This window comes from Blautia wexlerae, from assembly GCF_013300825.1.
In the GTDB taxonomy this organism is placed as follows: Bacteria; Bacillota; Clostridia; order Lachnospirales; family Lachnospiraceae; genus Blautia_A; species Blautia_A wexlerae_B.
The window spans coordinates 50,629-71,317 of the sequence record NZ_JAAIMY010000011.1 but is presented as its reverse complement, the minus strand read 5'-3'; the positions used below and the strand labels follow the sequence as shown (position 1 = coordinate 71,317).

20 protein-coding genes and 1 pseudogene are annotated in these 20,689 nt (G+C 42.1%); 16 read left to right on the top strand and 5 right to left on the bottom strand.

The features are described from left to right. Positions 1-154 precede the first annotated feature (154 nt). The 5 genes from G4417_RS07670 to G4417_RS07650 form a co-directional block, all read right to left on the bottom strand. Positions 155-484 (bottom strand): type II toxin-antitoxin system RelE family toxin, encoded by a 330-nt coding sequence (locus G4417_RS07670; protein WP_173683210.1) that lies wholly within the window; start codon positions 482-484, stop codon positions 155-157. Next, complete coding sequence (locus tag G4417_RS07665; protein WP_025581277.1) at positions 481-804, bottom strand: type II toxin-antitoxin system Phd/YefM family antitoxin; 324 nt, start codon at positions 802-804, stop codon at positions 481-483. The genes G4417_RS07670 and G4417_RS07665 overlap by 4 nt, the downstream gene beginning before the upstream one ends. A gap of 274 nt (positions 805-1,078) precedes the next feature. Beyond that, complete coding sequence (locus tag G4417_RS07660; protein ID WP_173683209.1) at positions 1,079-1,675, bottom strand: 50S ribosomal protein L25; 597 nt, start codon at positions 1,673-1,675, stop codon at positions 1,079-1,081. A 333-nt stretch (positions 1,676-2,008) separates the two neighbouring features. Further along, a complete protein-coding gene (gene glgD, locus G4417_RS07655; RefSeq protein ID WP_118593223.1) occupies positions 2,009-3,124 on the bottom strand; it encodes a glucose-1-phosphate adenylyltransferase subunit GlgD in 1,116 nt (371 codons plus the stop codon). A 1-nt stretch (position 3,125) separates the two neighbouring features. Then, complete coding sequence (locus G4417_RS07650; RefSeq protein WP_022380243.1) at positions 3,126-4,265, bottom strand: glucose-1-phosphate adenylyltransferase; 1,140 nt, start codon at positions 4,263-4,265, stop codon at positions 3,126-3,128. Between the two features lie 425 nt (positions 4,266-4,690). Between G4417_RS07650 and G4417_RS07645 the strand changes: the two genes are divergently transcribed. The 16 genes and pseudogenes from G4417_RS07645 (at position 4,691) to G4417_RS07575 (ending at position 20,480) form a co-directional block, all read left to right on the top strand. Further along, entirely contained in the window at positions 4,691-6,091 is a 1,401-nt protein-coding gene (locus G4417_RS07645) for an exopolysaccharide biosynthesis polyprenyl glycosylphosphotransferase (protein ID WP_173683208.1), read from the top strand. A gap of 2 nt (positions 6,092-6,093) precedes the next feature. Beyond that, positions 6,094-6,843 (top strand): glycosyltransferase family 2 protein, encoded by a 750-nt coding sequence (locus G4417_RS07640; protein WP_173683207.1) that lies wholly within the window; start codon positions 6,094-6,096, stop codon positions 6,841-6,843. A gap of 137 nt (positions 6,844-6,980) precedes the next feature. After that, positions 6,981-8,375, top strand: a complete 1,395-nt coding sequence (locus tag G4417_RS07635; RefSeq protein ID WP_173683206.1) for an acyltransferase family protein — start codon at positions 6,981-6,983, stop codon at positions 8,373-8,375. A gap of 124 nt (positions 8,376-8,499) precedes the next feature. Next, positions 8,500-9,795, top strand: coding sequence for an adenylyltransferase/cytidyltransferase family protein (locus G4417_RS07630; RefSeq protein ID WP_173683205.1), 1,296 nt, complete (start codon positions 8,500-8,502; stop codon positions 9,793-9,795). Between the two features lie 12 nt (positions 9,796-9,807). Next, positions 9,808-12,081, top strand: coding sequence for a LicD family protein (locus G4417_RS07625; RefSeq protein WP_173683204.1), 2,274 nt, complete (start codon positions 9,808-9,810; stop codon positions 12,079-12,081). Between the two features lie 37 nt (positions 12,082-12,118). After that, complete coding sequence (locus G4417_RS07620; RefSeq protein ID WP_173683203.1) at positions 12,119-13,279, top strand: LicD family protein; 1,161 nt, start codon at positions 12,119-12,121, stop codon at positions 13,277-13,279. Positions 13,280-13,290: 11 nt separating this feature from the next. Next, positions 13,291-15,033: a thiamine pyrophosphate-binding protein gene (locus tag G4417_RS07615; protein ID WP_173683202.1), complete on the top strand. Its 1,743-nt coding sequence runs from the start codon at positions 13,291-13,293 to the stop codon at positions 15,031-15,033. Positions 15,034-15,168: 135 nt separating this feature from the next. Continuing rightward, positions 15,169-15,906 (top strand): SDR family NAD(P)-dependent oxidoreductase, encoded by a 738-nt coding sequence (locus G4417_RS07610; protein ID WP_173683201.1) that lies wholly within the window; start codon positions 15,169-15,171, stop codon positions 15,904-15,906. A gap of 131 nt (positions 15,907-16,037) precedes the next feature. After that, positions 16,038-16,172 (top strand): hypothetical protein, encoded by a 135-nt coding sequence (locus tag G4417_RS17135; protein ID WP_274603782.1) that lies wholly within the window; start codon positions 16,038-16,040, stop codon positions 16,170-16,172. Between the two features lie 12 nt (positions 16,173-16,184). Continuing rightward, a pseudogene (locus G4417_RS07605) lies at positions 16,185-16,529 on the top strand (GGDEF domain-containing protein); the annotation flags it as partial. A gap of 297 nt (positions 16,530-16,826) precedes the next feature. Next, a complete protein-coding gene (rpmG, locus tag G4417_RS07600) occupies positions 16,827-16,976 on the top strand; it encodes a 50S ribosomal protein L33 (protein ID WP_025578252.1) in 150 nt (49 codons plus the stop codon). A 52-nt stretch (positions 16,977-17,028) separates the two neighbouring features. After that, on the top strand, positions 17,029-17,238 hold the full coding sequence (gene secE, locus G4417_RS07595; protein WP_008705380.1) for a preprotein translocase subunit SecE: 210 nt from the start codon (positions 17,029-17,031) through the stop codon (positions 17,236-17,238). Between the two features lie 15 nt (positions 17,239-17,253). After that, on the top strand, positions 17,254-17,769 hold the full coding sequence (gene nusG, locus G4417_RS07590) for a transcription termination/antitermination protein NusG (protein ID WP_008705379.1): 516 nt from the start codon (positions 17,254-17,256) through the stop codon (positions 17,767-17,769). A 70-nt stretch (positions 17,770-17,839) separates the two neighbouring features. Then, on the top strand, positions 17,840-18,265 hold the full coding sequence (gene rplK / locus G4417_RS07585; protein WP_008705378.1) for a 50S ribosomal protein L11: 426 nt from the start codon (positions 17,840-17,842) through the stop codon (positions 18,263-18,265). Between the two features lie 61 nt (positions 18,266-18,326). After that, positions 18,327-19,019, top strand: a complete 693-nt coding sequence (gene rplA / locus G4417_RS07580; RefSeq protein ID WP_008705377.1) for a 50S ribosomal protein L1 — start codon at positions 18,327-18,329, stop codon at positions 19,017-19,019. A 465-nt stretch (positions 19,020-19,484) separates the two neighbouring features. Further along, on the top strand, positions 19,485-20,480 hold the full coding sequence (locus G4417_RS07575; protein WP_330598229.1) for a hypothetical protein: 996 nt from the start codon (positions 19,485-19,487) through the stop codon (positions 20,478-20,480). Positions 20,481-20,689: the final 209 nt, after the last annotated feature.

Sequence of the window (20,689 nt, the reverse complement as noted above, 5' to 3'; positions counted from 1 at the left end):
GGAATTTCCTCCTTAAAAAGTGTGATACTATTATCATAACGTAGATGACTGGAATGGTCAATTATTTATAGAGGTTAGTAAAACCTAAAAAAGCATTGTAACAATGCGGATGAGATATTGTTACAATGCTTTTGGATGTACTATTCTTATGAAATCAGAATTTATTTTTCTCTCGTCTTTTAGCAGCTTCTTTGTATACTGCTTCATCTGTTCGTGCTGAGATGACGATTATTTTCATAATGTCATCTACATATTCCAGTTTGTAAACTACTCGGATACCTAAATCCCGGAATTTTATTTTTAAAAGATTTGTAAGATTGATTCCGTTTTTATTTCCGAGAGGTTTTCCATAGCCTCCTTTATCTGTGGGAAGAGGATTTTTTCTGACTTTTTCAATTCCTTTTACAACTTGGAGCTGTACGAAATGATTCAGTTTTTTCAGATCCTTTTTAGCTTCTTCGAGAAATTCTATATTCCATGTCATTCGATAGCAACATCCTCCGTTTCTTCTAATTCTTTTTCGGTTATTCCAAGTTCATCTAAAACAGAGGATAATGGAACTGTCGGTTTTGAACCGTTTTCTTCGAGTCGTTTGTTGGCTTCCAGCAATAAGAAATAATCTTCTTCTATCTCTGTGAGTCTGGTGTATTCTTCGGGAGACAGGATGATTGCTGATGGTTGATTATTCTTTAGTACGATTAATTCTTTTTCGGAACGTAAACGGTCAAATATTTTTGAAGCCTGGCCTTTGTTGAATTGTGAAATTGGAACCAGACATTGTAAAATATTTGTTGCAATTGCCATAAGAACACCTCCTGCTTTTTTCTTTTATTATATTCATAATGCAAATAAATATCAATAATTACATTAAAATTTATATATAAATTTTAATGTAATTATATTTTCTAATAAATGATCGAATAACTGCGCGTCGCATTCTTGTTACTTTAGTGATTATTCTGTTATGTGCAGGTGACAAATTCGAGTTGTAAACGTCTGTTTGGAATATTATATTCTGGCAAAAAAAAATTCAGGTACGCTTGAGCGTACCTGAATAAATGTTAAAAGAGATATTATGTTATTTAGCTTCTTCTTCGGCAGCAGCCTCTTCTTCAGCTTCCAGAGCCGGGTCTACATGAACGGCGGCTACGGATACAACTGCAGCTTCAGGGTCTGTCTTTAAGTCTACATCTTTGTCCTGGGCGATGGCGAGGTCTTTGACTTTGATTACGTCGCCGACTTTCATGTCACCGACATCTACCATAACTTTGTCTACCAGTGCTGATGGGAGAGCTCTGAAAGAGATTTCTTCCAGATGCTGCTGTAATACACCGGCTTCCAGTTTATCGTGGTTTACAAGTACGATCTCTGCTACGGAATGTACTTTCTCGTTGCTTACCAGTGCCTGGAAATCTATTTCATCCACCTGTCCTTTTAACGGATTGAACTGAATCTCTTTGATCAGTACGTCATATGACTGACCGTCTACATCCAGCATAATCTGGCTTCCTTTGTTACTTATCTTGAGAAGTTTCTCGACAGCAGATTTCTCGATTTTAACAGGAAGAGAACCTTCCATTTCTCTGCCAAATACGTTACCTGTAACGTAGCCTTCTCTTCTTAATCTTTTGGCCTTTGTGTCCATTGTTCTTTTTTCAGCTTTTAAAGTATTCATTTGACTTTTCCTCCATTTTTACAGCTGAGGTGACACGCTTGACACTATCTTTAATTTATGAACATCCGAAATGCTCCAGGTGGTGTTAAGTATTTTTAAGTATTCAGTTGTTTGTTCTTTATCTTTGTTACAGCTGTATTATAACACGCTAAAAATGAAATGCAAGAGGAAAATGTGAAGAGTTTGTGAAATCTTATAAGTATGCCGGATAAAAGTTCAAGTAAACACAAACAAAGCCCTCCGGAAGTGACCGCTTCCGGGAGGCTTTGCATTTAATCTAATTAATCACTATAACAATCCTCGTAAATAATGCATTTAAGAGGATTGCTATAATTACAGAGTATCATTTCTTCTGATATAACCAGGCTGTTCAGCCGGGGAAACGATTTCTTTTTTATGAACGAGTTTCGCCCATTTGTCGACTACTTCATTCTCTACGTGAACACCCTCACCTACAGTAACTTCAGCGAGAACAACACTGTTTCTTACAACAGCACCTTTTTTAATGACGCATCCACGACCGATTACGGAATTCTCAACAGTACCTTCAATCTGGCAGCCGTTGGAGATTACTGAATTCTTCACATCTGCAGTATTGAAATACTGAGTCGGGCAGGAATCATTGGTACGTGTATAGATTGGCCAGTTATCATGGAAAAGTTCCTGAGCTGACTTGTAATTAAGGAGAGCCATGTTTGCAGCATAGTAACTTGGGAAGTCTGTAATGCTTGCAAAGAATCCCTTGTGTGCAACGCCGCGGATGTCCAGAGTTTCGCATTTATCATTCAGGATGTCTGCCAGTGTATACATGGAAGAAAGATTCTTGGCTTCTTTGATTAGGCTGATGAAAAGCTCTGTTTTCATAACACAGGTATCCATATAAACATACTGATTCTTCTTATTACCATGATTCGGTTCGATGGATTCCACACCTTTCTGGCGGTTCAGTCCCAGAACATTACAGGTAAGATAAGCCTCTTTTGCATTATCAACAGCGTGATAAAGCAGGGTAACATCTGCACCGGACTCAATGTGTGTATGTAAAAACTGGTCAAAATCAATTGAATAAACCATATAGCTCGGGGCAATGACAACATACGGATGATTCATTCTGCTGAGGGACTCCATGTTGTCCAGATAGCAGGAGATATCGGTGTTATAGATATCATTGTCATTATTGTGCTCTGAGAAGAGAAGCTGAAGTTTGCCGCTCTTGGAGTTGATGTTGTAATGACGTCCTGTTCCAACGTGTTCTACAACAGAACGGGGTTTATTATTGATATAGACCTGAATACGTTCAATGTTGCTGTTGGTCATATTGGAGATAGGGAAGTCAATGACTCTGTATCTGCCAAGGAAAGAAAACGCACCGATTGGGCGATAATCCTGCATACCATCTACATAAATATTTCTCCCGGAAGAGCTTACGATTCCAAATGCCTTATACATATTATTCTGCCCCCTTTACGCGTTTCGCTACAAGCTCAATGTGCTCACTGTCTGCGGCACCGACAACTGCACCTTTACCGATGCGGACACCGTCAGCTACAAGTGCACGCTGAACAACGGCACCCTCTTCTACAACAACACCCGGCATCAGTACACTGTCGATAATTCTGGCACCTGCACCAATCTTAACACCTGTAAAGAGAACGGAATGCTTAACTTCGCCCTGAACAACACAGCCCTGTGTGATATATGCATCTTTAACATCTGCTTCTGCGCTGATGTACTGTGGAAGTGCGGTAACATCTTCTGTATAAATCTTCCATGACGGATCACCCAGATCCAGTTCATTCTTGGAACTTAACAGATCCATGTTTGCTTCCCAGAGAGAGTCGATGGTACCAACATCTTTCCAGTATCCTTCAAATTTATATGCATAAAGAGTTCTGTTATCGTTAAGCATAGTAGGGATGATATCCTTACCGAAGTCATGGCTGGAATCCGGATTCTTGATATCAGCCATCAGCATCTTGCGGAGGAGTTTCCAGGTGAAGATATAGATACCCATGGATGCAAGGTTGCTCTTCGGATGCTCAGGTTTCTCTTCGAATTCTACGATACGTCCGGATTCATCAGTATTCATGATACCAAAACGGCTTGCCTCTTTCATCGGAACTCCGATAACTGCGATGGTTGCATCTGCCTTTGCTTCTTTGTGGGCTGCAAGCATCTTGTCATAGTTCATTTTATAAATATGGTCACCGGAAAGAACAAGAACGTATTCAGGATCAAATTTATCAATGAAATCAATATTCTGGGAGATTGCATCTGCAGTTCCGCGATATACATTCAGATTCTCATCTGCTTTCTCACGTGGAGGAAGAACGTAAACACCGCTGTTTTTAGCATCAAGACCCCAGCGTCCGCCGGCTGCCACATAACTGTTCAGCTGGATAGATTCATACTGTGTAAGTACACCTACAACATCAACGCCACTGTTGGCACAGTTGCTTAAAGGAAAGTCTACGATACGATATTTACCGCCGTATGAAACGGCTGGCTTTGCCACTTTATTGGTAAGATCATGCAGACGGCTGCCACGACCGCCGGCCAAGATCATAGCCAACATACTATTTTGTTTCATAATAGTGAACCCTCGCTTTCATTTGTTATATGATATTATACAATTTTTTTTGGTATTTTTCCATAGGTTTCTTTAAAAATTATGTAAAATTTTCGCTACAAGTCAAGTAAAATCGACGAAAAAATATACATTATATACAAATATCGAGCAGAATTGTAAGACGGGAGGTTGCAGTTATATGTAAATTATGCTGATATATGAATTCTTATCAATCCTGCAGAGTACTGCAGACAAATCCATCAGAGAGTAAAGTTCACAGTAACGTATAAATTTAAGTGAAACAGGTGGACGTATGATAATTCTTACGCTATAATAGGTAAGAATTTACGTTGCTGTAAGCGGAGCGGACAGTAACAGATTTGAAGAAACGTAACTGTGAAAACAGTGAACAGTAACAACAGTTACAGAGGAACAGAGGTTATCACGTGAGTAAAAGAGAAGATTATAAACGATTTATCGTATTTTGTCTGGCGAGTCTGGTGGTTCTGGCACAGGCGGCGGTCTTTGCATGGGTGTGGTATTCCGTTTACAGAGGCCAGATCGACGAGCCTTTCTGGCGAAAAGGTAACTGGGTACTGATCGCAATCTATGGCCTGATGTTTGCCCTGTTTGCCAAATTGTACGGAGGACTTAAGGTTGGATATCTTAAGCGGATTGATGTATTTTATTCGCTGACACTGGCACTTTTGTGTACCAATGTGGTGGAATATCTGGAGATTACCCTGATCAACAGATGGTTCCTGAGCGTATGGCCCATGATCGAGATGACAGGAATACAATTGGTACTGATCATTATCTGGATATTTGGTTCAAGATATATTTATTCCAGTCTTTACCGTGCGCGCCGGCTTCTGGTCATTTACGGTGACCGGGATCCTGGGGATGATCTGATCCATAAGATGAATTCAAGAAAAGATAAATACGATATCAGCGGCAAGGTACATGTCAGTGTGGGAGAAGAAAAAATCCATCAGATGATGCCGGATTATGACGGAGTGATCATATGGGATCTGCCTTCAATGGTGAGAAACCGTTATCTGAAGTTTTGTTTCGCCCATTCTATCCGTTGTTATGTGAGTCCGAAAATTTCCGATATTATTCTTATGGGAAGTGAACGTATCCATCTTTTTGACACGCCACTTCTGGTGTCCAGAAATATGGGACTTGCAGTAGACCAGCGTGTTGCAAAGAGGATTATGGATATTCTGATCTCAGGAATTGGCATTATCATTACTTCGCCCATTATGTTGATCATAGCACTTGCGGTAAAAGTATATGACAGAGGGCCTGTATTTTATTTCCAGGATCGTCTGACGCTTGGTGGCAAACCTTTTAAAATCTGCAAATTCCGCAGCATGTGTGTGGATTCCGAGAAAAATGGTGCAAGACTGGCATCCAGGCATGATTCCCGTATTACACCGGTAGGTCATGTACTGAGAAATCTTCATCTGGACGAATTGCCCCAGCTTTTTAATGTGTTTAAGGGAGATATGTCTCTGGTAGGTCCGCGCCCGGAACGTGAAAGTATCATGCTTGAGTATGAGAAAGAGCTTCCGGAATTCTATTACCGTCTGAAAGTTAAAGCAGGTCTTACCGGATATGCGCAGGTCTATGGCAAATATAATACGACTCCTTATGACAAATTAAAGCTGGACCTGTTTTATATTGAGAATTATTCCTTCCTGCTGGATATTAAGCTGATCTTTATGACAGTTAAGATTTTCTTCCAGAAAGAGGTATCTGAGGGAGTAGATGACAGGCAGGTAAATGCGCTGAAAGATTCCGGGAGAAACGCCGGAGCATCAGAGAATAAAACGGAGGAATGACCATGAATAAACCGCTGGTATCAGTGATCATGCCGGTTTACAACGGAGAGAAATATATTAAACAGGCTGTGGAGTCTGTCTATGAACAGGGAGTTTCACTGGAACTTCTGGTGATCGATGACGGTTCCACAGACCATACAGAGGAAGTCCTGTCTGCCTATGAGGGCAGAGAGGACTTTCGGTATATTAAGAACGAACAGAATATGGGAGCAGCAGATTCCAGAAACAGAGGAGTCAGACTGGCACAGGGAACCTACATTGCTTTTCTGGATGCAGATGACTGGTGGGAGTCAGGCAAGTTGAAAGAACAGTTGAAACGTCTGGAAGAGACAGGATATGTGCTGTGTTCTACCGGACGTGAACTGATGAGTTCAGACGGAAGCAGCACAGGGCGGACAATCCCTGTGAAGGAGAAGGTCACATACAGAGAGCTTCTGAAGCATAACAGCATCAACTGTTCTTCTGTGGTACTCAGAAGGGATGTGGCATGTGAGTTTCCCATGGAGCATGATAACAGTCATGAGGACTATATCACTTGGCTGAAAATCCTGCGAAAATACGGATGTGCTGCCGGAATCAACAAACCATATCTGAAATATCGTCTCAGTGAAGGCGGAAAATCCAGAAATAAGCTGAAATCAGCAGCCATGACCTATAATGTGTACAGATATGCCGGATATGGCAGGATCAGGAGCTGTATTTTTTTCTGCTCCTATGCAGTACATGGGGTGTGGAAATATTGTCACAGGTAAGAAAGTGATACAGTAATATAATGGAAATACTTTCATAAGATAATTATTAACTTTCTATTCCATAAATCATAAAAATATGTTATGCTTAGCATGTTGTGATTTGAGAGTAAGAAATATATTAGAGGATAATATCTGTTATGAGAGAAAAGAAAGAAAAGCCGGCAGTGCCTTATTCTTATCTGATCGATAATTTTAAGTCATTGCTTATCTTTTTGGTGGTATTTAACCATATTATTGCGTTCAATCTTGTAAAAGTAGACACTGTGGTAAGATATATATGGTACGCAATTACCATTTTCCACATGCCTGCGTTTATTTTTGTTTCGGGTTATCTGTCAAAGAAACCACAGAACGTATTGAAGAATTTTAAGAATCTTCTTATTCCGTATATCCTTGGATACAGTCTGACCTGGTATTCGCAGATATGGCTTGGAAAATCAGTGGATTATGAGATCTTGCGACCGACAGGAACAGTTATGTGGTATATCCTGGCGCTTTTTATTTATCGTCTTACCATTGAGGCATTTGGTAAGATACGGTTTATTGTTCCGCTCAGTATTATCTTTGCATTGTGGGCGGGAACCAGACCGGAATTTACTACATTTTTATCTGCATCGAGAATTGTGGTATTCTTTCCATTCTTTGTGGCAGGTTACCTGTGGAAGAGTGAATATATTACCGCAGTCCGTAAATTTAAGGGAAAATTGGTTCTGGTGCCGATTTCAGCAGTACTGCTCTGGGCAATCCCCAATTACATGATATCAAATGAAATGGGCGTTGCAATCTTCAGGGGAAATCACAGTTATAAGCTTTGCGGTCTGGAGGATCCGGAGGGAATTGTGATCCGACTGCTTATGTATCTGGTATCTTTTATACTGATTTATACACTGCTGGCATTATTACCGGACATCAAACTGCCTCTTACCTATATCGGGCGACGGACAATGGGAATTTACTTCTTTCATTATCCGATCATGATCATTATGAACGGTTTATATCTGCTTTTGCTTCCGGAGATGAATAACGTATGGGTATTGTTGGGAGTTTCACTGCTGTTTATTCTGATCCTTGGATGTAAGCCGGTAGATTTTCTTTATACCAGTGTTCTGAACCTGATCGCGTTTATTTTGTTTAAGAAAGACAGGACTGTCAGGGATGAAGGTCTGGAAGAGGAATACGACAGTGAGGATGATGAGCATGAGCTTCTCAGGAGAAAGAAAGCAATCGCAGAACTGGCAGCGACGCTGGATGCAGAGAGTGGACAGGAGAATCATGTAAAGAAGATTGATATTGATGATGAACAGGAGGATGAATTTCCGGATAAACATGAGGGATTCAGCAATGTGGCAGGCATTGAACTGGATATAGAGGAAGATAACCTGGAAGATATTCCGGATAGCGTTATCGAAGGAGAAGAAGAACTTTCTCTGGAAGATCTGATACGTGAGTTGGAGGAAAGCACCAAAGAGATGAGAAATGTGGATTATGCAGAAGGAACTTCCAGTGAAACGAAGGAAGAAAAAACGCAGTGAACAGTAATATAAAGACTCTGATATATCTGTCTCAGGATATTTCAGAGTTTTTATTTTACATAAACTGTGTTATAATAATTCTATATGTACACAAATTATTTTATAAAGGGAGTTATGCGGGCGAATGAAAAAAGTGATCACGTATGGCACTTTTGATCTGTTTCATAAGGGCCACTATAATATTATCAAAAGAGCGAAAGCACTTGGAGATTATCTGATTGTAGGAGTCACAAGTGAGAGTTTTGATATTGAGCGTGGAAAATTAAATGTCAGGGACAGTCTTATCACACGAATTGAGAATGTCAGAAAAACCGGTCTGGCAGATGAGATTATCATCGAGGAATATCAGGGTCAGAAAGTCAGCGATATCATCAAGTATGATATTGATATTCTTGTAGTGGGTTCGGACTGGAGAGGCAAGTTTGATTATTTGAAGAATTACTGTGATGTTATTTATCTGGAGAGAACGAAGAATATTTCCAGCACGAAGCTGCGCAGTGAAGGTATTATTTTTAATATAGGAGTGGTGACAGACAGTATTGAAGATAATGATTTCGTACAGGAATCCAAGTATGTCAGCGGAATCCATGTTGAGAGAGTGTTCAGTGAGGAACAGGAAGTTGCACAGCGTTTCTGTGATAAATATGAGCTGGATTCCTGCTGGAATGATTACGGGGAGTTCCTGTCAGATGTGGATATTGTTTATGTGAAGACAGGACTGAATAAACGCGCAGAGTATATAGAAACTGCGCTGAAACACGGAAAATATGTGATCAGTGATTCACCGATGACACTTTCTTCGGACAGGCTCCGCAGGCTGTTTGAACTTGCCAGAGAGAATAACGTGGTTCTTATTGAGCGTATGACTCTGGTATATCTGCGCGCATTTAACCAGTTAGTATGGCTGGTCCACAGCAATCTGGTCGGCGATCTGGTAAGCGTCAAATGCTCAATTTCTCAGGATGATTTTGACGGTGGAAGGACATTTAACGAAACTGTCTGCACGGCAATCTGTGCGGTTCTCAAACTTCTTGGAAAAAACTGCCAGGAAGTAAGAACCAATGCAGTCCGTAATCATGATGGTGAATTTGTATATGACATGATTTCCATGAAGTATGAAAATGCACTTGCGACCATTGAGATCGGAACAACTGTAGATATCGAGAATGAGCTTGTGATCATCGGAAGCAACGGACGAGTTACCATTCCCAATGACTGGTGGAATACGGGATATTTCGAAGCAAATATCTCAGGTAAGGAATTTCTGAAGAGATACAGTTTTAACTTCGAAGGAAACGGATTCCGTTATCTGCTTCAGGAGCTGATGATCATGATCGGAGACAAACGGACAGAATGCACCAGACTTTTTTATGATGAATCTGTAAAAATAATAGAAATTCTGGAAAGAATCAATAAATAGGAAGGATAACTCATGACTGAAAAACAGAAATATCTCCTGAAACTTTTTCAGGAAGTTGATGAAATATGCAGAGAGCATAATCTCAGATATGTTCTGGCAGGAGGGTCTCTGATTGGAGCCCTCAGACATGAGGGATTTGTTCCATGGGATGATGACGTGGATCTCTATATGCCACGTCCGGACTGGGAGAAATTCGTAGAGATATGCAAGACAGAACTGCCGCCGGAGAGAGCTATCCAGTGCTCAGATGTGGATAGAAATTATACGAATTCATTTCCGCGTTATGCATCTACCGATACCTGCGCGATCCATAAGAGCCAGATCATCGGCAGAGACTGTGGAGGTGAGATCATAGATATTCTTACGCTGGATCCTATTCCTGCTGATGACAGAGAATATGAGAAATACCGGACACATATGATGATCTATTCTGATCTTATCAATCCCTCGGTAGTATACAGTGACCGTTGGGAGATACCGGTATCTATGTATCTGAAATATCTTCTTTCCTATATCTTTCTGGGAAAGAACAGAACACTGGAAAAACTGGAGAAGATTATGTTCTCTTACAAAGAGGAAGAATGCGACAGATATGCAATGCGCTGGGGCGGATGCCCCTTTCTGTTTGACAAGGACATGATGTTTCCTGTTAAAGAGGGAATCTTTGAAGGACAGAAGGCAATGATCCCGAATAAATGCAGTGATTATCTTATCTGGCATTATGGGGATGAATGGGCTTATATGCCTCCCCATGACAGCAGGGAAGGACATGTGGCTGTGTGTCTGGACAGTGGATCTTATCAGGAATTGCGTGATGATTACATGCCGAATATCAGAAAAGGCAGACTGCGCAGAGAATCTGTATTCCGTAAGATTTACAATATACGAACTGCGAAAAAGAGATACAAGGTGCGTCAGGAGGGACTTGCCATGAAAGCCCACACAGTTTCATGGGACCTGAAAGAGGCCATCAGCGAGTCCGGACTGAAAATCAGTGAGCTTGTAGAACGGAAAGATTTCCACAGGCTAAGTGCATTGTTTGGTTCTTATTACAAAAATCAGCTAAGTGCGGATTTTATCGGAAGAGAAGACTATGCAAATATTTATGCATTTTATCATCCAATCCTTGTGGATGTGGAGGATGATGTATTTTATGCGGCAATGCTGACTCTTTTTTATACAGAGCGGGTATCAAAGGCATATCGTATGCTGGAAGTGCGTGAGAAACTGGATCATATCACACCTGAGATGGAGGAGCTGAGAAAGGATATTGATCTTTTCAGAAAAGCAGCAGATCATTATGAATTCCGCCGCATGAAGGAGGCAGAACTGATATGTGGAGATTTGCTGAAAAAATATCCGGGTCATCCGGGTCTGATAAAATTCAGATGTCGGTTTCTGATGGAGAGAGCCGGAGAAAACCGTCTGGAAGCGGAACGTTTCCTGGAAAAAGCACTGAAACTGTTCCCGGAGGATGGATATTTTCTGAAATACAAAGCTGATATTCTCTGGATGAATGGAGAAATCCAGAAGGCAACACAACTTTATGTGCAGGTGAAGGAGAAGACTTCCAACGGGATTGTATGGCTGGAGATGGACAGAGTATTCAGAAAATACAAAACAGAAGTCCTCAGAAAGTGTGAAGAGCTTCTGTCGAAGAAATCCAGAGAAGAAGCACTGCAGTTGATGGAACTGTGGAGACAGCTCATACCGGAAGACGAAGAAGTCCAGGGCGCATGGTATCTGGCAAAAGTAGCATGTGCTCATACGCAGAGTGAAGTAGAAGAAGAGATAGCTGAAATCTGTGAGGTGATAGAAACACCAATGCTTACTTCGACACCGAAGACCGGAGAGTATACAATGTACAGAAAGGCACTTACCAGAGCATGGAAGCGCCTGGGATATCCTGCAGAACTGGCGAAGCTGCGTACTCAGACTATATGTACCAGTGATGAAAGTGAGTTGGAATGGCTTTCTGAGCAGGTGCGCAGCCGGCAGATCCACAGAGAAGAATGTGTCTGGGCTTATAAGCTGATCGGGGATATCCGTAAGAAACAGGGGCAGACAAGAGAAGCCTTTGCCAATTATAAGAAGGTTCTGGATTATGAGATGCCATTGTATCTGAAGACGGAGATGTATCGTATCTATATCAGTGACCTGACTGAAGGAAGCGAACGAATCACAAACTTTGCAAAGAAAGCTGATGTTACAACTGCATTTAACAGTTGGCTGGACAAATACGGAAGTATAGAAGATATTAAGGCACTGGTAAACAGACTTGTCTGAAATATACAGATATATGCAATAGAAATGGAGCAAAGATTTGAATAAGAAACAAAAGGTGATTGTATCACTGTTAAAAGAGATAGATGAAATATGCCGTCAGAATAATATTATGTACTACCTTTCACCAAGACTGACATTGTGTGCAGTGACTGAACAGCCCTTTCCGCAGAATCCGCTGTTCGGGGTGGTTATGATGAAGGTGGAAGACATGGAGCGGTTTCGCAGACTGATCGAGGAAGATCCGCGGGAGAAACGTGCGCTGGAATCCATGAAGAGTCATAAATGGTTTCCGGGTTTCTATCTCAGATATGAAAATACAGATACCATATGTATCAATCTGGACAGAACCAGAGATTATGAATATCCGGGTATTGGTGTCAATATCTTTCCGTTGAGAACATCTTCTGTATCCGGTACAGCAAAGAGACGGATATCAAGGGCCGAGAATGGATGGACACAGCTTTGTGATATTAATCAGACAGAGTGTGGATACAAGAACAGGATAAACCGGACTCTGATGAGACTGCAGTGTCTGATAAACGGAAGACAGAGACAGGCATCGCGGCTGTATGAACGTTTTTGCAGAGAATTTCAGGGAGAAGGGGCAGAACAGTATATTCTCAGACGCAGGAAACAGACGCTGACTTTCCCTGCAGAGATCTTCGCAGAGACAAAGACAGTTACTCTGGAAGGAGAAGAATTTCAGGTTCCGGCGGGCACGGAGGAATATCTGACCATATGCTACGGAAATAATTACAGAGAGATTCAGGAAGCCCGTTATGTAATACCATCTTCCATGATTGTCAGTGCCAGAGTAAGCTATGCACAGTTCTGGAAGGAAGAGGGAAACTATGAGAAATACTGCAAAGAGCGCCGGAAAAACAGCCGCAGGCTGGCGAAGGCCAGAAAATACAAAAAATATTTTAATGAGTGCTGGAAATATGTAGTGCTCTGCGGTGCCAGAATGAACCTTGGTATTTTTTATAAATCCCGCAAGGATTATATTATGAATCTGTATAAAAATGAGGACTACATGGCACTTGAGAAAGTGTTCCGGCCTTATTACAGAATGACAGAGAAGAGTCTGCAAAAAGGAGAACTCTTTGCAGAAGATGTGGAGATCTTTGATATTTATGTAGATACTCTTGAAAAAACAGGAAGGACAGTACAGAGAAGCAAGATCAGTGCTCTGATCTGACAGGAGGAACTATGAAACTTTCAGATTATATCGTTACTTTTTTACAGAAAAAGGGAATACGCCATTTCTTTGGATATCAGGGAACAATGATTGCCCATGTGGTTGATTCCATTGAAAGAAATCCTGATACAGAGAATCATTCCAGCTATAATGAACAGGGAGCGGCCTTTGCGGCATGCGGTTATGCCCAGACAAAAGAGGAATGTGCATGTGCATATGCTACCAGTGGTCCGGGTGCAGTAAATCTTCTGAGCGGCGTGGCAGATGCATATTACGATTCACTTCCGGTAGTCTTCCTTACAGGACAGCTAAACACATATGAATATTCAGGGATTGAAGGATTGCGTCAGCAGGGATTTCAGGAGACAGATATTGTAGGGATGGCGAAACCAATCACAAAATATGCAGTGCAGATCCGTAATCCTGAGGATATTGTAGTGGAATTAAATAAAGCTTACCATATTGCAACAACAGGACGAAAGGGACCGGTTCTTATAGACCTTCCCATGAATATCCAGAGAAGCGAAGTGGAGAATCCTGTCTATGATATGACTTTTGAGGATGAGCATACAGATGCTGCCACAGCGCAGCAGGCAGCAGATACGATTCTTGCAGCACTGGAACAGGCGAAACGTCCTGTGATCATGCTGGGACACGGCGTGGACAGTTATGCAAGCCAGCAGGAACTGATCGCTTTTGCGAAAAAGAGACAGATTCCAATTATTACTAGTGTTCTGGCAAAATCTGTCCTGGGATATGAGCATCCACTGAATTTCGGATGTATCGGCGGTGCTTATGGACATCGTTATGCAAATATGATTGCCAATGCAAAGAGTGACCTGCTTCTTTGTTTCGGTATTTCCCTGTGTACCAGACAGATTGGAACAAAAGTGCATGAATTTGCAAAAGAGGCAAAACTTATCCGTATTGATATTGATGCTTATAATCTTCAGAGAAATATCCATGAGAATGGAGAAAATGAAGTGAAACTTCAGGCAGAGACAGGTGCGGTCATCAGTTGTCTGGCAAAGGCAGCAGGTCCGGAAAAAGAGGGTGCAAGTGAGTGGCTCAATATCTGCAATGAGATTAAAGAGAATCTTCAGGCAGTAGATGATAATACTCCTGAGAGATATCCAAACCGTATGATCGCAGATCTCAGTGATATGCTCAGTGATACTTCTGCTATTGCAGTGGATGTAGGACAGCATATGGTATGGAGCTATCAGTCATTCAGGAATCATGAAGGCCAGAAGCTTCTCTTCTCCGGTGGTCACGGAGCTATGGGTTATGGACTTCCGGCAGCTATCGGGGCATATTATGCTACAGGAAAGCCAACTGCATGTATTTGCGGAGACGGCGCATTCCAGATGAATATACAGGAACTGGAATGGGTAAAAAGAGAGAACATTCCTGTCAAAATGATGGTAATGAACAATGAAGCTCTTGGTATGATCCGTCATCTTCAGAGAGACTACTTCGACTGCCTGTTCGCAGGAACCACAGATGGCTGTGGATTTGCTTCCTGTGACTTTACAGAGGTAGCAAAGGCTTACGGTATTCCGGCACTGAGAATGCACTGCGATGCAGTCAGAGAAGAGGCACCGGAATTTATGGAAGGAAAAGGTCCGAAACTTCTGGAAGTTATGCTGGAGCATGGAACCTTTGCATATCCTAAGACCTGTCTGGGAGAGCCAATCCACAACCAGCAGCCATATGCACCGAAAGAAGTTTATGACAGATTGATGGAGTTGTAAGGCAGACAGAGATATATAATGATATATTATAGAAGGAATTTTTTTGCAGGCAGTCCAGCCATCGGAGTGTAAAGATCTCCTCATAGCTGCCTGCATTGTTTATAGCAAGATGAGAAATATAAAGAGGTAACAGAAATGAGTAAAGTAACAGTGATCACAGGCGGTACTTCAGGAATCGGCCGCGGTATTGTGGAAAAGATACTGGCAAATTCAGAGGATGATGATCTGATTTTTGCCACATATGCACACAATTCCGTTAAGGCCAATGAATTCTGGGACAGCCTGAAACCGGAAGACCAGGAGAAGCTTATCATTATGAAAGCAGACATGTCTTCCTATGATGCTATGATGAAATTTGTGGCAGAAGTCAAAGAGAAAGCAGGGCATGTAGACTGGCTGATCAGCAATGCAGGCATCAGCACCTACGATAAATTCAGGGACTATACATTTGAAGAATGGACAAATATCGTAAATACAAACCTGTCTGTACCGGTATTTATGATCAAAGAATTTATGCCGGTAATGACAGAGGGGGGAAGAGTACTCTTCATGGGTTCCTATGCAGGACAACAGGCTTATTCCTCATCTCTGGTATACGGTGTGACCAAGGCAGCCATCCACTTCCTTACCAAATCTCTGGTAAAGGAATTCGAGCCAAAAGGCATCACAGTCAATGCCATTGCCCCAGGTTTTATCCAGACTCCATGGCATGAAAATCGTACACCGGAAAGCTACGAACGCATTAACCGCAAGATTGCACTTCACAGATTCGGAGAAATCAAAGATGTGGCAGATATGGCGTACAGCATACTTACCAATAACTACATGAATGGAAGCATTGTAGATATTCATGGAGGGTATGATTACTTCTGATCTGTTCAGCAGTATATGATTCTGTCGGTGACAGGCATTATAGCGGTGCTTATTGTTGTAACAGCAGTGCTTCGTTTTAACAGATCGCTGGAGAAAGAGGAGGATTCCAGGGTCAGGGATTCACTTCTGGAATGGACAGGGCAGCAGGTACAGCAGCAATAAACAAAATGCTGGCACAGGAACTGCATACAGGATGTGTAAATACCTTTGCCATTGTGGATCTGGATAATTTTAAGACTCTGAATGATGTTATGGGACATATGTAGGGAGACAAGGCTCTCTGCGAAGTGGTTCTTATTATGAAGAAGCACTGCAGGGCTCAGGATATTGTCTGTCGACTGGGCGGTGACGAGTTTGTACTGTTTCTGCCGGATATGACCAGGGAGGCGGCTGAGGAAAGCCTACGTGTCCTTTCAGCGAAGCTGCATATTGACTATGTGAAGGAAAAGCTGGAAGTAATGATCTCTGCATCTATGGGAATTGTTCTTTCGGACGGAAAGGATGTCACTTTTCAGGACTTGTATGAAGAGGCAGATGGATGCCTGTATCAGGTGAAACGTACCTTCAAGGGTTCCTATCATATTTCAGACAAAATCGGCGTGGTAAATACAAGCTCCTTCTGATAAACAGCAGAGCAGTTATTCGGTGTAGAGCTGCGTAGCGAAGCGGATTGCAGAAATCTGCCTGTCAGGAAATACCATACAGCCATACAACGTCGGATAGTTGCATTTTATGTAAAAAATATGCGATAAAATATAAGCATAAATATGAGAAAAGACTTGACTTAAGCATGTCATGTGTGATAAACTTGACAAGCGACATGGAAGTTAGGTCTTTTTTTTATGCCCGAAAAGATGACGGATACATCGTCCGGCATGAGGAAAATGACCATGCAAATGAAAACACTGGAGGTGGAAGTTGTGCGCGTTAAGATTACATTAGCATGTACCGAGTGCAAGCAGCGTAACTACAATATGACTAAGGAGAAAAAGAACCATCCTGAGAGAATGGAAACTCAGAAATATTGTAAGTTCTGCCGCAAACACACTCTGCATAAGGAAACAAAGTAATCCAAGGTAACTGGACGAAACAGTTACTCACAGAGAATTGTGAGGTCAGGCTATGCAAGGAAATGAAAAATCTGCTGGCAAGAGCCAGAAGAAGAGTTGGTTTCAGGGACTTCAGTCAGAATTCAGGAAGATTGTCTGGACAGACCGCAATGAACTGATTAAGCAGACTATCGTGGTAGTTTGCGTGTCGATCGTGCTTTGCGTACTGATCAGCGTCATGGATTCATTTATTCTCGAAGGCATTAATCTTTTAATGAAATAAGGATAAGGTGATTGTATGTCAGAAGCGAAATGGTATGTTGTTCATACTTATTCCGGGTATGAGAACAAAGTAAAAGTCGATATTGAAAAAACCATCGAAAACAGACACCTGGAAGACCAGATCCTTGAAGTTCGTGTTCCGCTGCAGGAAGTGGCTGAGCTGAAAAACGGGGCTCTGAAACAGGTTCAGAAGAAAATGTTTCCTGGCTATGTACTTCTCAACATGGTTATGAATGACGATACATGGTATGTTGTCCGTAACACCAGAGGTGTGACAGGCTTCGTTGGACCAGGGTCCAAGCCGGTACCGTTGACCGAGGAAGAGATGCTTCCTCTTGGTATCAAGAAAGAGGAAATTCAGGTCGATTTCGCAGAGGGTGATACAGTTGTTGTCACAGGCGGTGCCTGGAAAGATACCGTTGGTGTTATCACTGCCCTTAATGTGCAGAAACAGACAGCAACGATCAATGTTGAACTTTTCGGCCGCGAAACGCCGGTAGAAATTAGTTTCGCAGAAATCAAACAGATGTAACAAGCAAAGGTAACAATATCGTGGGAGGGACCATAAACCCCCGCCAATACCACATAGGAGGTGCCGAAAAATGGCAAAGAAAGTAACAGGATATATCAAATTACAGATTCCGGCTGGTAAAGCAACTCCAGCACCACCTGTAGGTCCAGCTCTTGGACAGCACGGTGTAAATATCGTTCAGTTCACAAAAGAGTTCAATGCAAGAACAGCAGATCAGGGAGACTTAATCATTCCTGTAGTTATCACTGTTTATGCAGACAGAAGTTTCAGCTTCATAACCAAAACTCCGCCGGCTGCAGTTCTTCTTAAGAAAGCTGCTAAGATCAAATCCGGTTCCGGCGTACCGAACAAGACAAAAGTTGCTAAGGTTACTAAAGCTCAGGTTCAGGAAATCGCTGAACTTAAGATGAAAGACTTAAATGCAGCATCCCTTGAAGCAGCTATGAGCATGATCGCTGGTACTGCAAGAAGTATGGGAATCGAAGTAGTTGATTAATTTTAATATTAAATAGTAAGTGGGAGGGCGTTCCCCGCAAATACCACAGGAGGTTATAGAAATGAAACGAGGAAAGAAATACGTGGAAGCTGCTAAAGCAGTAGACCGCGCTACATTATATGATACCGCAGAAGCTATCAGCTTAGTTAAAAAAGCTGCAGTTGCTAAATTTGACGAAACTATCGAAGTTCATATCCGTACAGGCTGCGATGGACGTCATGCAGACCAGCAGATCCGTGGTGCAGTAGTTCTGCCACATGGTACTGGTAAAAAAGTTCGTGTTTTAGTATTCGCTAAAGATGCTAAAGCTGAAGAAGCAAAAGCAGCAGGTGCTGAATTCGTAGGAGCTGAGGATCTTATTCCGAAGATTCAGAACGAAGGATGGTTAGACTTTGACGTTGTTGTTGCAACTCCAGATATGATGGGTGTTGTAGGTCGTCTTGGTCGTGTACTTGGACCGAAAGGTTTAATGCCAAACCCGAAAGCTGGTACAGTAACAATGGACGTTACTAAAGCAGTTCACGATATCAAAGCAGGTAAGATTGAGTACCGTCTTGATAAAACCAACATCATTCATGTTCCGGTTGGTAAAGCATCCTTTACAGAGGAACAGTTAAGCGACAACTTCCAGACGCTGATCGATGCTATCGTTAAGGCTAGACCAAGCACACTGAAAGGTCAGTATTTAAAGAGCGTTGTTATTGCTCCGACAATGGGACCTGGTGTGAAGATCAACCCGATGAAATTAGCATAATAGATTTTAGCAATTTAAGACTCCCGGGGATTCTCCGGGGGTCTTTTTGCGCTTCTTTAGGTGGCGAGTACGGGGACGCGCAGGAAAATATTTGTTTTCTGATACGGCTGCGGAGGCAGGAATACTAAGCTTCCGGAAATTTGCTAAAACCATGCCATAAAAATTCAAACTCGCTTCGCTCAGACAGTGAATTTTTCCGGCATAACGCAAATTCCCGGAAGCTAAGTATTGCTACACCTCCTGTAGATGTATCAGAAAACAAATATTTTCCTGTGCTGTACAATGGTTTCGCGGGAAGAAGAGAAAGGGAAGGTATTGGAGATAGGGGAAAAGATGAAATGTATGGGTGCAGGAATGGAAAATTACAAGATTTGGTAAGGGTGTGTTATAGTAAGGGGATGAATTAGAGATTTGTTAGATATATTTTTCTGAGCAATGTTATAGAGGCAGACAGGAGGCGTTATTGTGGTTGGCAGGAGACAGAAAAAGAGCGGTGGAAGAAGTTATGCGTGGAGATATCGGGGCAGGATTGTGGCTTGTGTGTTTGTTGAGGTGATTATTATCTGTGCGCTGGTGATCATGATCGGATGGAATAAGGGCGTGAAGGAGTGGTTTGAGCAGTTTGAACAGCCGGTTCTGAAGGAAGTGGATATCAGTGGTATCAACAGTCCGAATGCGATCCTGATGCAGGCCAGGGGAGGTAAGATTCTGGGTGAGATTAACGGGGAGGCTCAGATTTATCCGGCTTCTATGACGAAGATTATGACTGTGATACTGGGGATTGAGAATTTTGATGATCTGGATGAGAAGATTACTCTGACGAATGAGATGTTCACCGGATTATATGAGCAGGATGCTACACAGGCAGGTTTTCAGCCGGGGGAAGAGGTCCGGGTGATTGATCTTCTCTATGGTGCGATGCTGCCTTCGGGGGCAGAGTGCTGTATTGCGCTGGCAGATACGATCAGTGGTTCAGAGGCGGATTTTGCGGAGCTGATGAATAAGAAAGCAAGGAAGCTTGGAATGGAGAATACTCATTTCTGTGATTCTACAGGACTGCATAATCCGGATCATTACAGTACGGTTAAGGATATTGCTGTTTTGATGAAGTATTGCATTAAGAATGATACGTTTCGTGAGATTGTGGAGACCTCCAGACATTCTACCGGAGTTACAAATATCCACCCGAATGGAATTACTTACTACAGTACAATGTTTAAAAATTTGTCTGATCCGACAGTCACTGGTGGAAAAATCCTCGGTGGCAAGACCGGCTATACCAGTGAGGCAGGGCACTGTCTGGTGAGCTTTGCGGAGATTGAGGGCAGGGAATATATCTTTGTTTCCGCAGGTGCTTCAGGAGCAGATGGAAATACGATTCCGCATATTCAGGATGCTGTGACTGTTTATAACAGGGTTGGTGCGGCGATTGAGGCGAAGATGAATAATAATAACAAATAGAATGTCAGATGTTACTGTTCACACACCACTATCCCGCGAGGTGTTTTGACATGAACATGCCAAAATCCCGAGACATACAAGCCAAAACTCCATTGCCGCAGGTAATCTGGAATGAATTTTGGCTATGTTACTGAGAACGGAGTGAACAGTAACTGTCAGATTATTTTGCATCGTATGTTTATGGATTTTTTATAGACATATTTTTATAG

Bases quoted from the DNA above. Each gene is read 5' to 3' on its own strand.
- G4417_RS07635 (WP_173683206.1), top strand. From the start codon at position 6,981: ATGAGAGAAAAGAAAGAAAAGCCGGCAGTGCCTTATTCTTATCTGATC.
- secE (WP_008705380.1), top strand. From the start codon at position 17,029: ATGCAAGGAAATGAAAAATCTGCTGGCAAGAGCCAGAAGAAGAGTTGG.
- G4417_RS07625 (WP_173683204.1), top strand. From the start codon at position 9,808: ATGACTGAAAAACAGAAATATCTCCTGAAACTTTTTCAGGAAGTTGAT.
- rplK (WP_008705378.1), top strand. From the start codon at position 17,840: ATGGCAAAGAAAGTAACAGGATATATCAAATTACAGATTCCGGCTGGT.
- G4417_RS07670 (WP_173683210.1), bottom strand. From the start codon at position 484: ATGACATGGAATATAGAATTTCTCGAAGAAGCTAAAAAGGATCTGAAA.
- G4417_RS07640 (WP_173683207.1), top strand. From the start codon at position 6,094: ATGAATAAACCGCTGGTATCAGTGATCATGCCGGTTTACAACGGAGAG.
- nusG (WP_008705379.1), top strand. From the start codon at position 17,254: ATGTCAGAAGCGAAATGGTATGTTGTTCATACTTATTCCGGGTATGAG.
- G4417_RS07665 (WP_025581277.1), bottom strand. From the start codon at position 804: ATGGCAATTGCAACAAATATTTTACAATGTCTGGTTCCAATTTCACAA.
- G4417_RS07615 (WP_173683202.1), top strand. From the start codon at position 13,291: ATGAAACTTTCAGATTATATCGTTACTTTTTTACAGAAAAAGGGAATA.
- G4417_RS07610 (WP_173683201.1), top strand. From the start codon at position 15,169: ATGAGTAAAGTAACAGTGATCACAGGCGGTACTTCAGGAATCGGCCGC.
- G4417_RS07660 (WP_173683209.1), bottom strand. From the start codon at position 1,675: ATGAATACTTTAAAAGCTGAAAAAAGAACAATGGACACAAAGGCCAAA.
- G4417_RS07650 (WP_022380243.1), bottom strand. From the start codon at position 4,265: ATGAAACAAAATAGTATGTTGGCTATGATCTTGGCCGGCGGTCGTGGC.
- G4417_RS17135 (WP_274603782.1), top strand. From the start codon at position 16,038: ATGGACAGGGCAGCAGGTACAGCAGCAATAAACAAAATGCTGGCACAG.
- glgD (WP_118593223.1), bottom strand. From the start codon at position 3,124: ATGTATAAGGCATTTGGAATCGTAAGCTCTTCCGGGAGAAATATTTAT.
- rplA (WP_008705377.1), top strand. From the start codon at position 18,327: ATGAAACGAGGAAAGAAATACGTGGAAGCTGCTAAAGCAGTAGACCGC.
- G4417_RS07630 (WP_173683205.1), top strand. From the start codon at position 8,500: ATGAAAAAAGTGATCACGTATGGCACTTTTGATCTGTTTCATAAGGGC.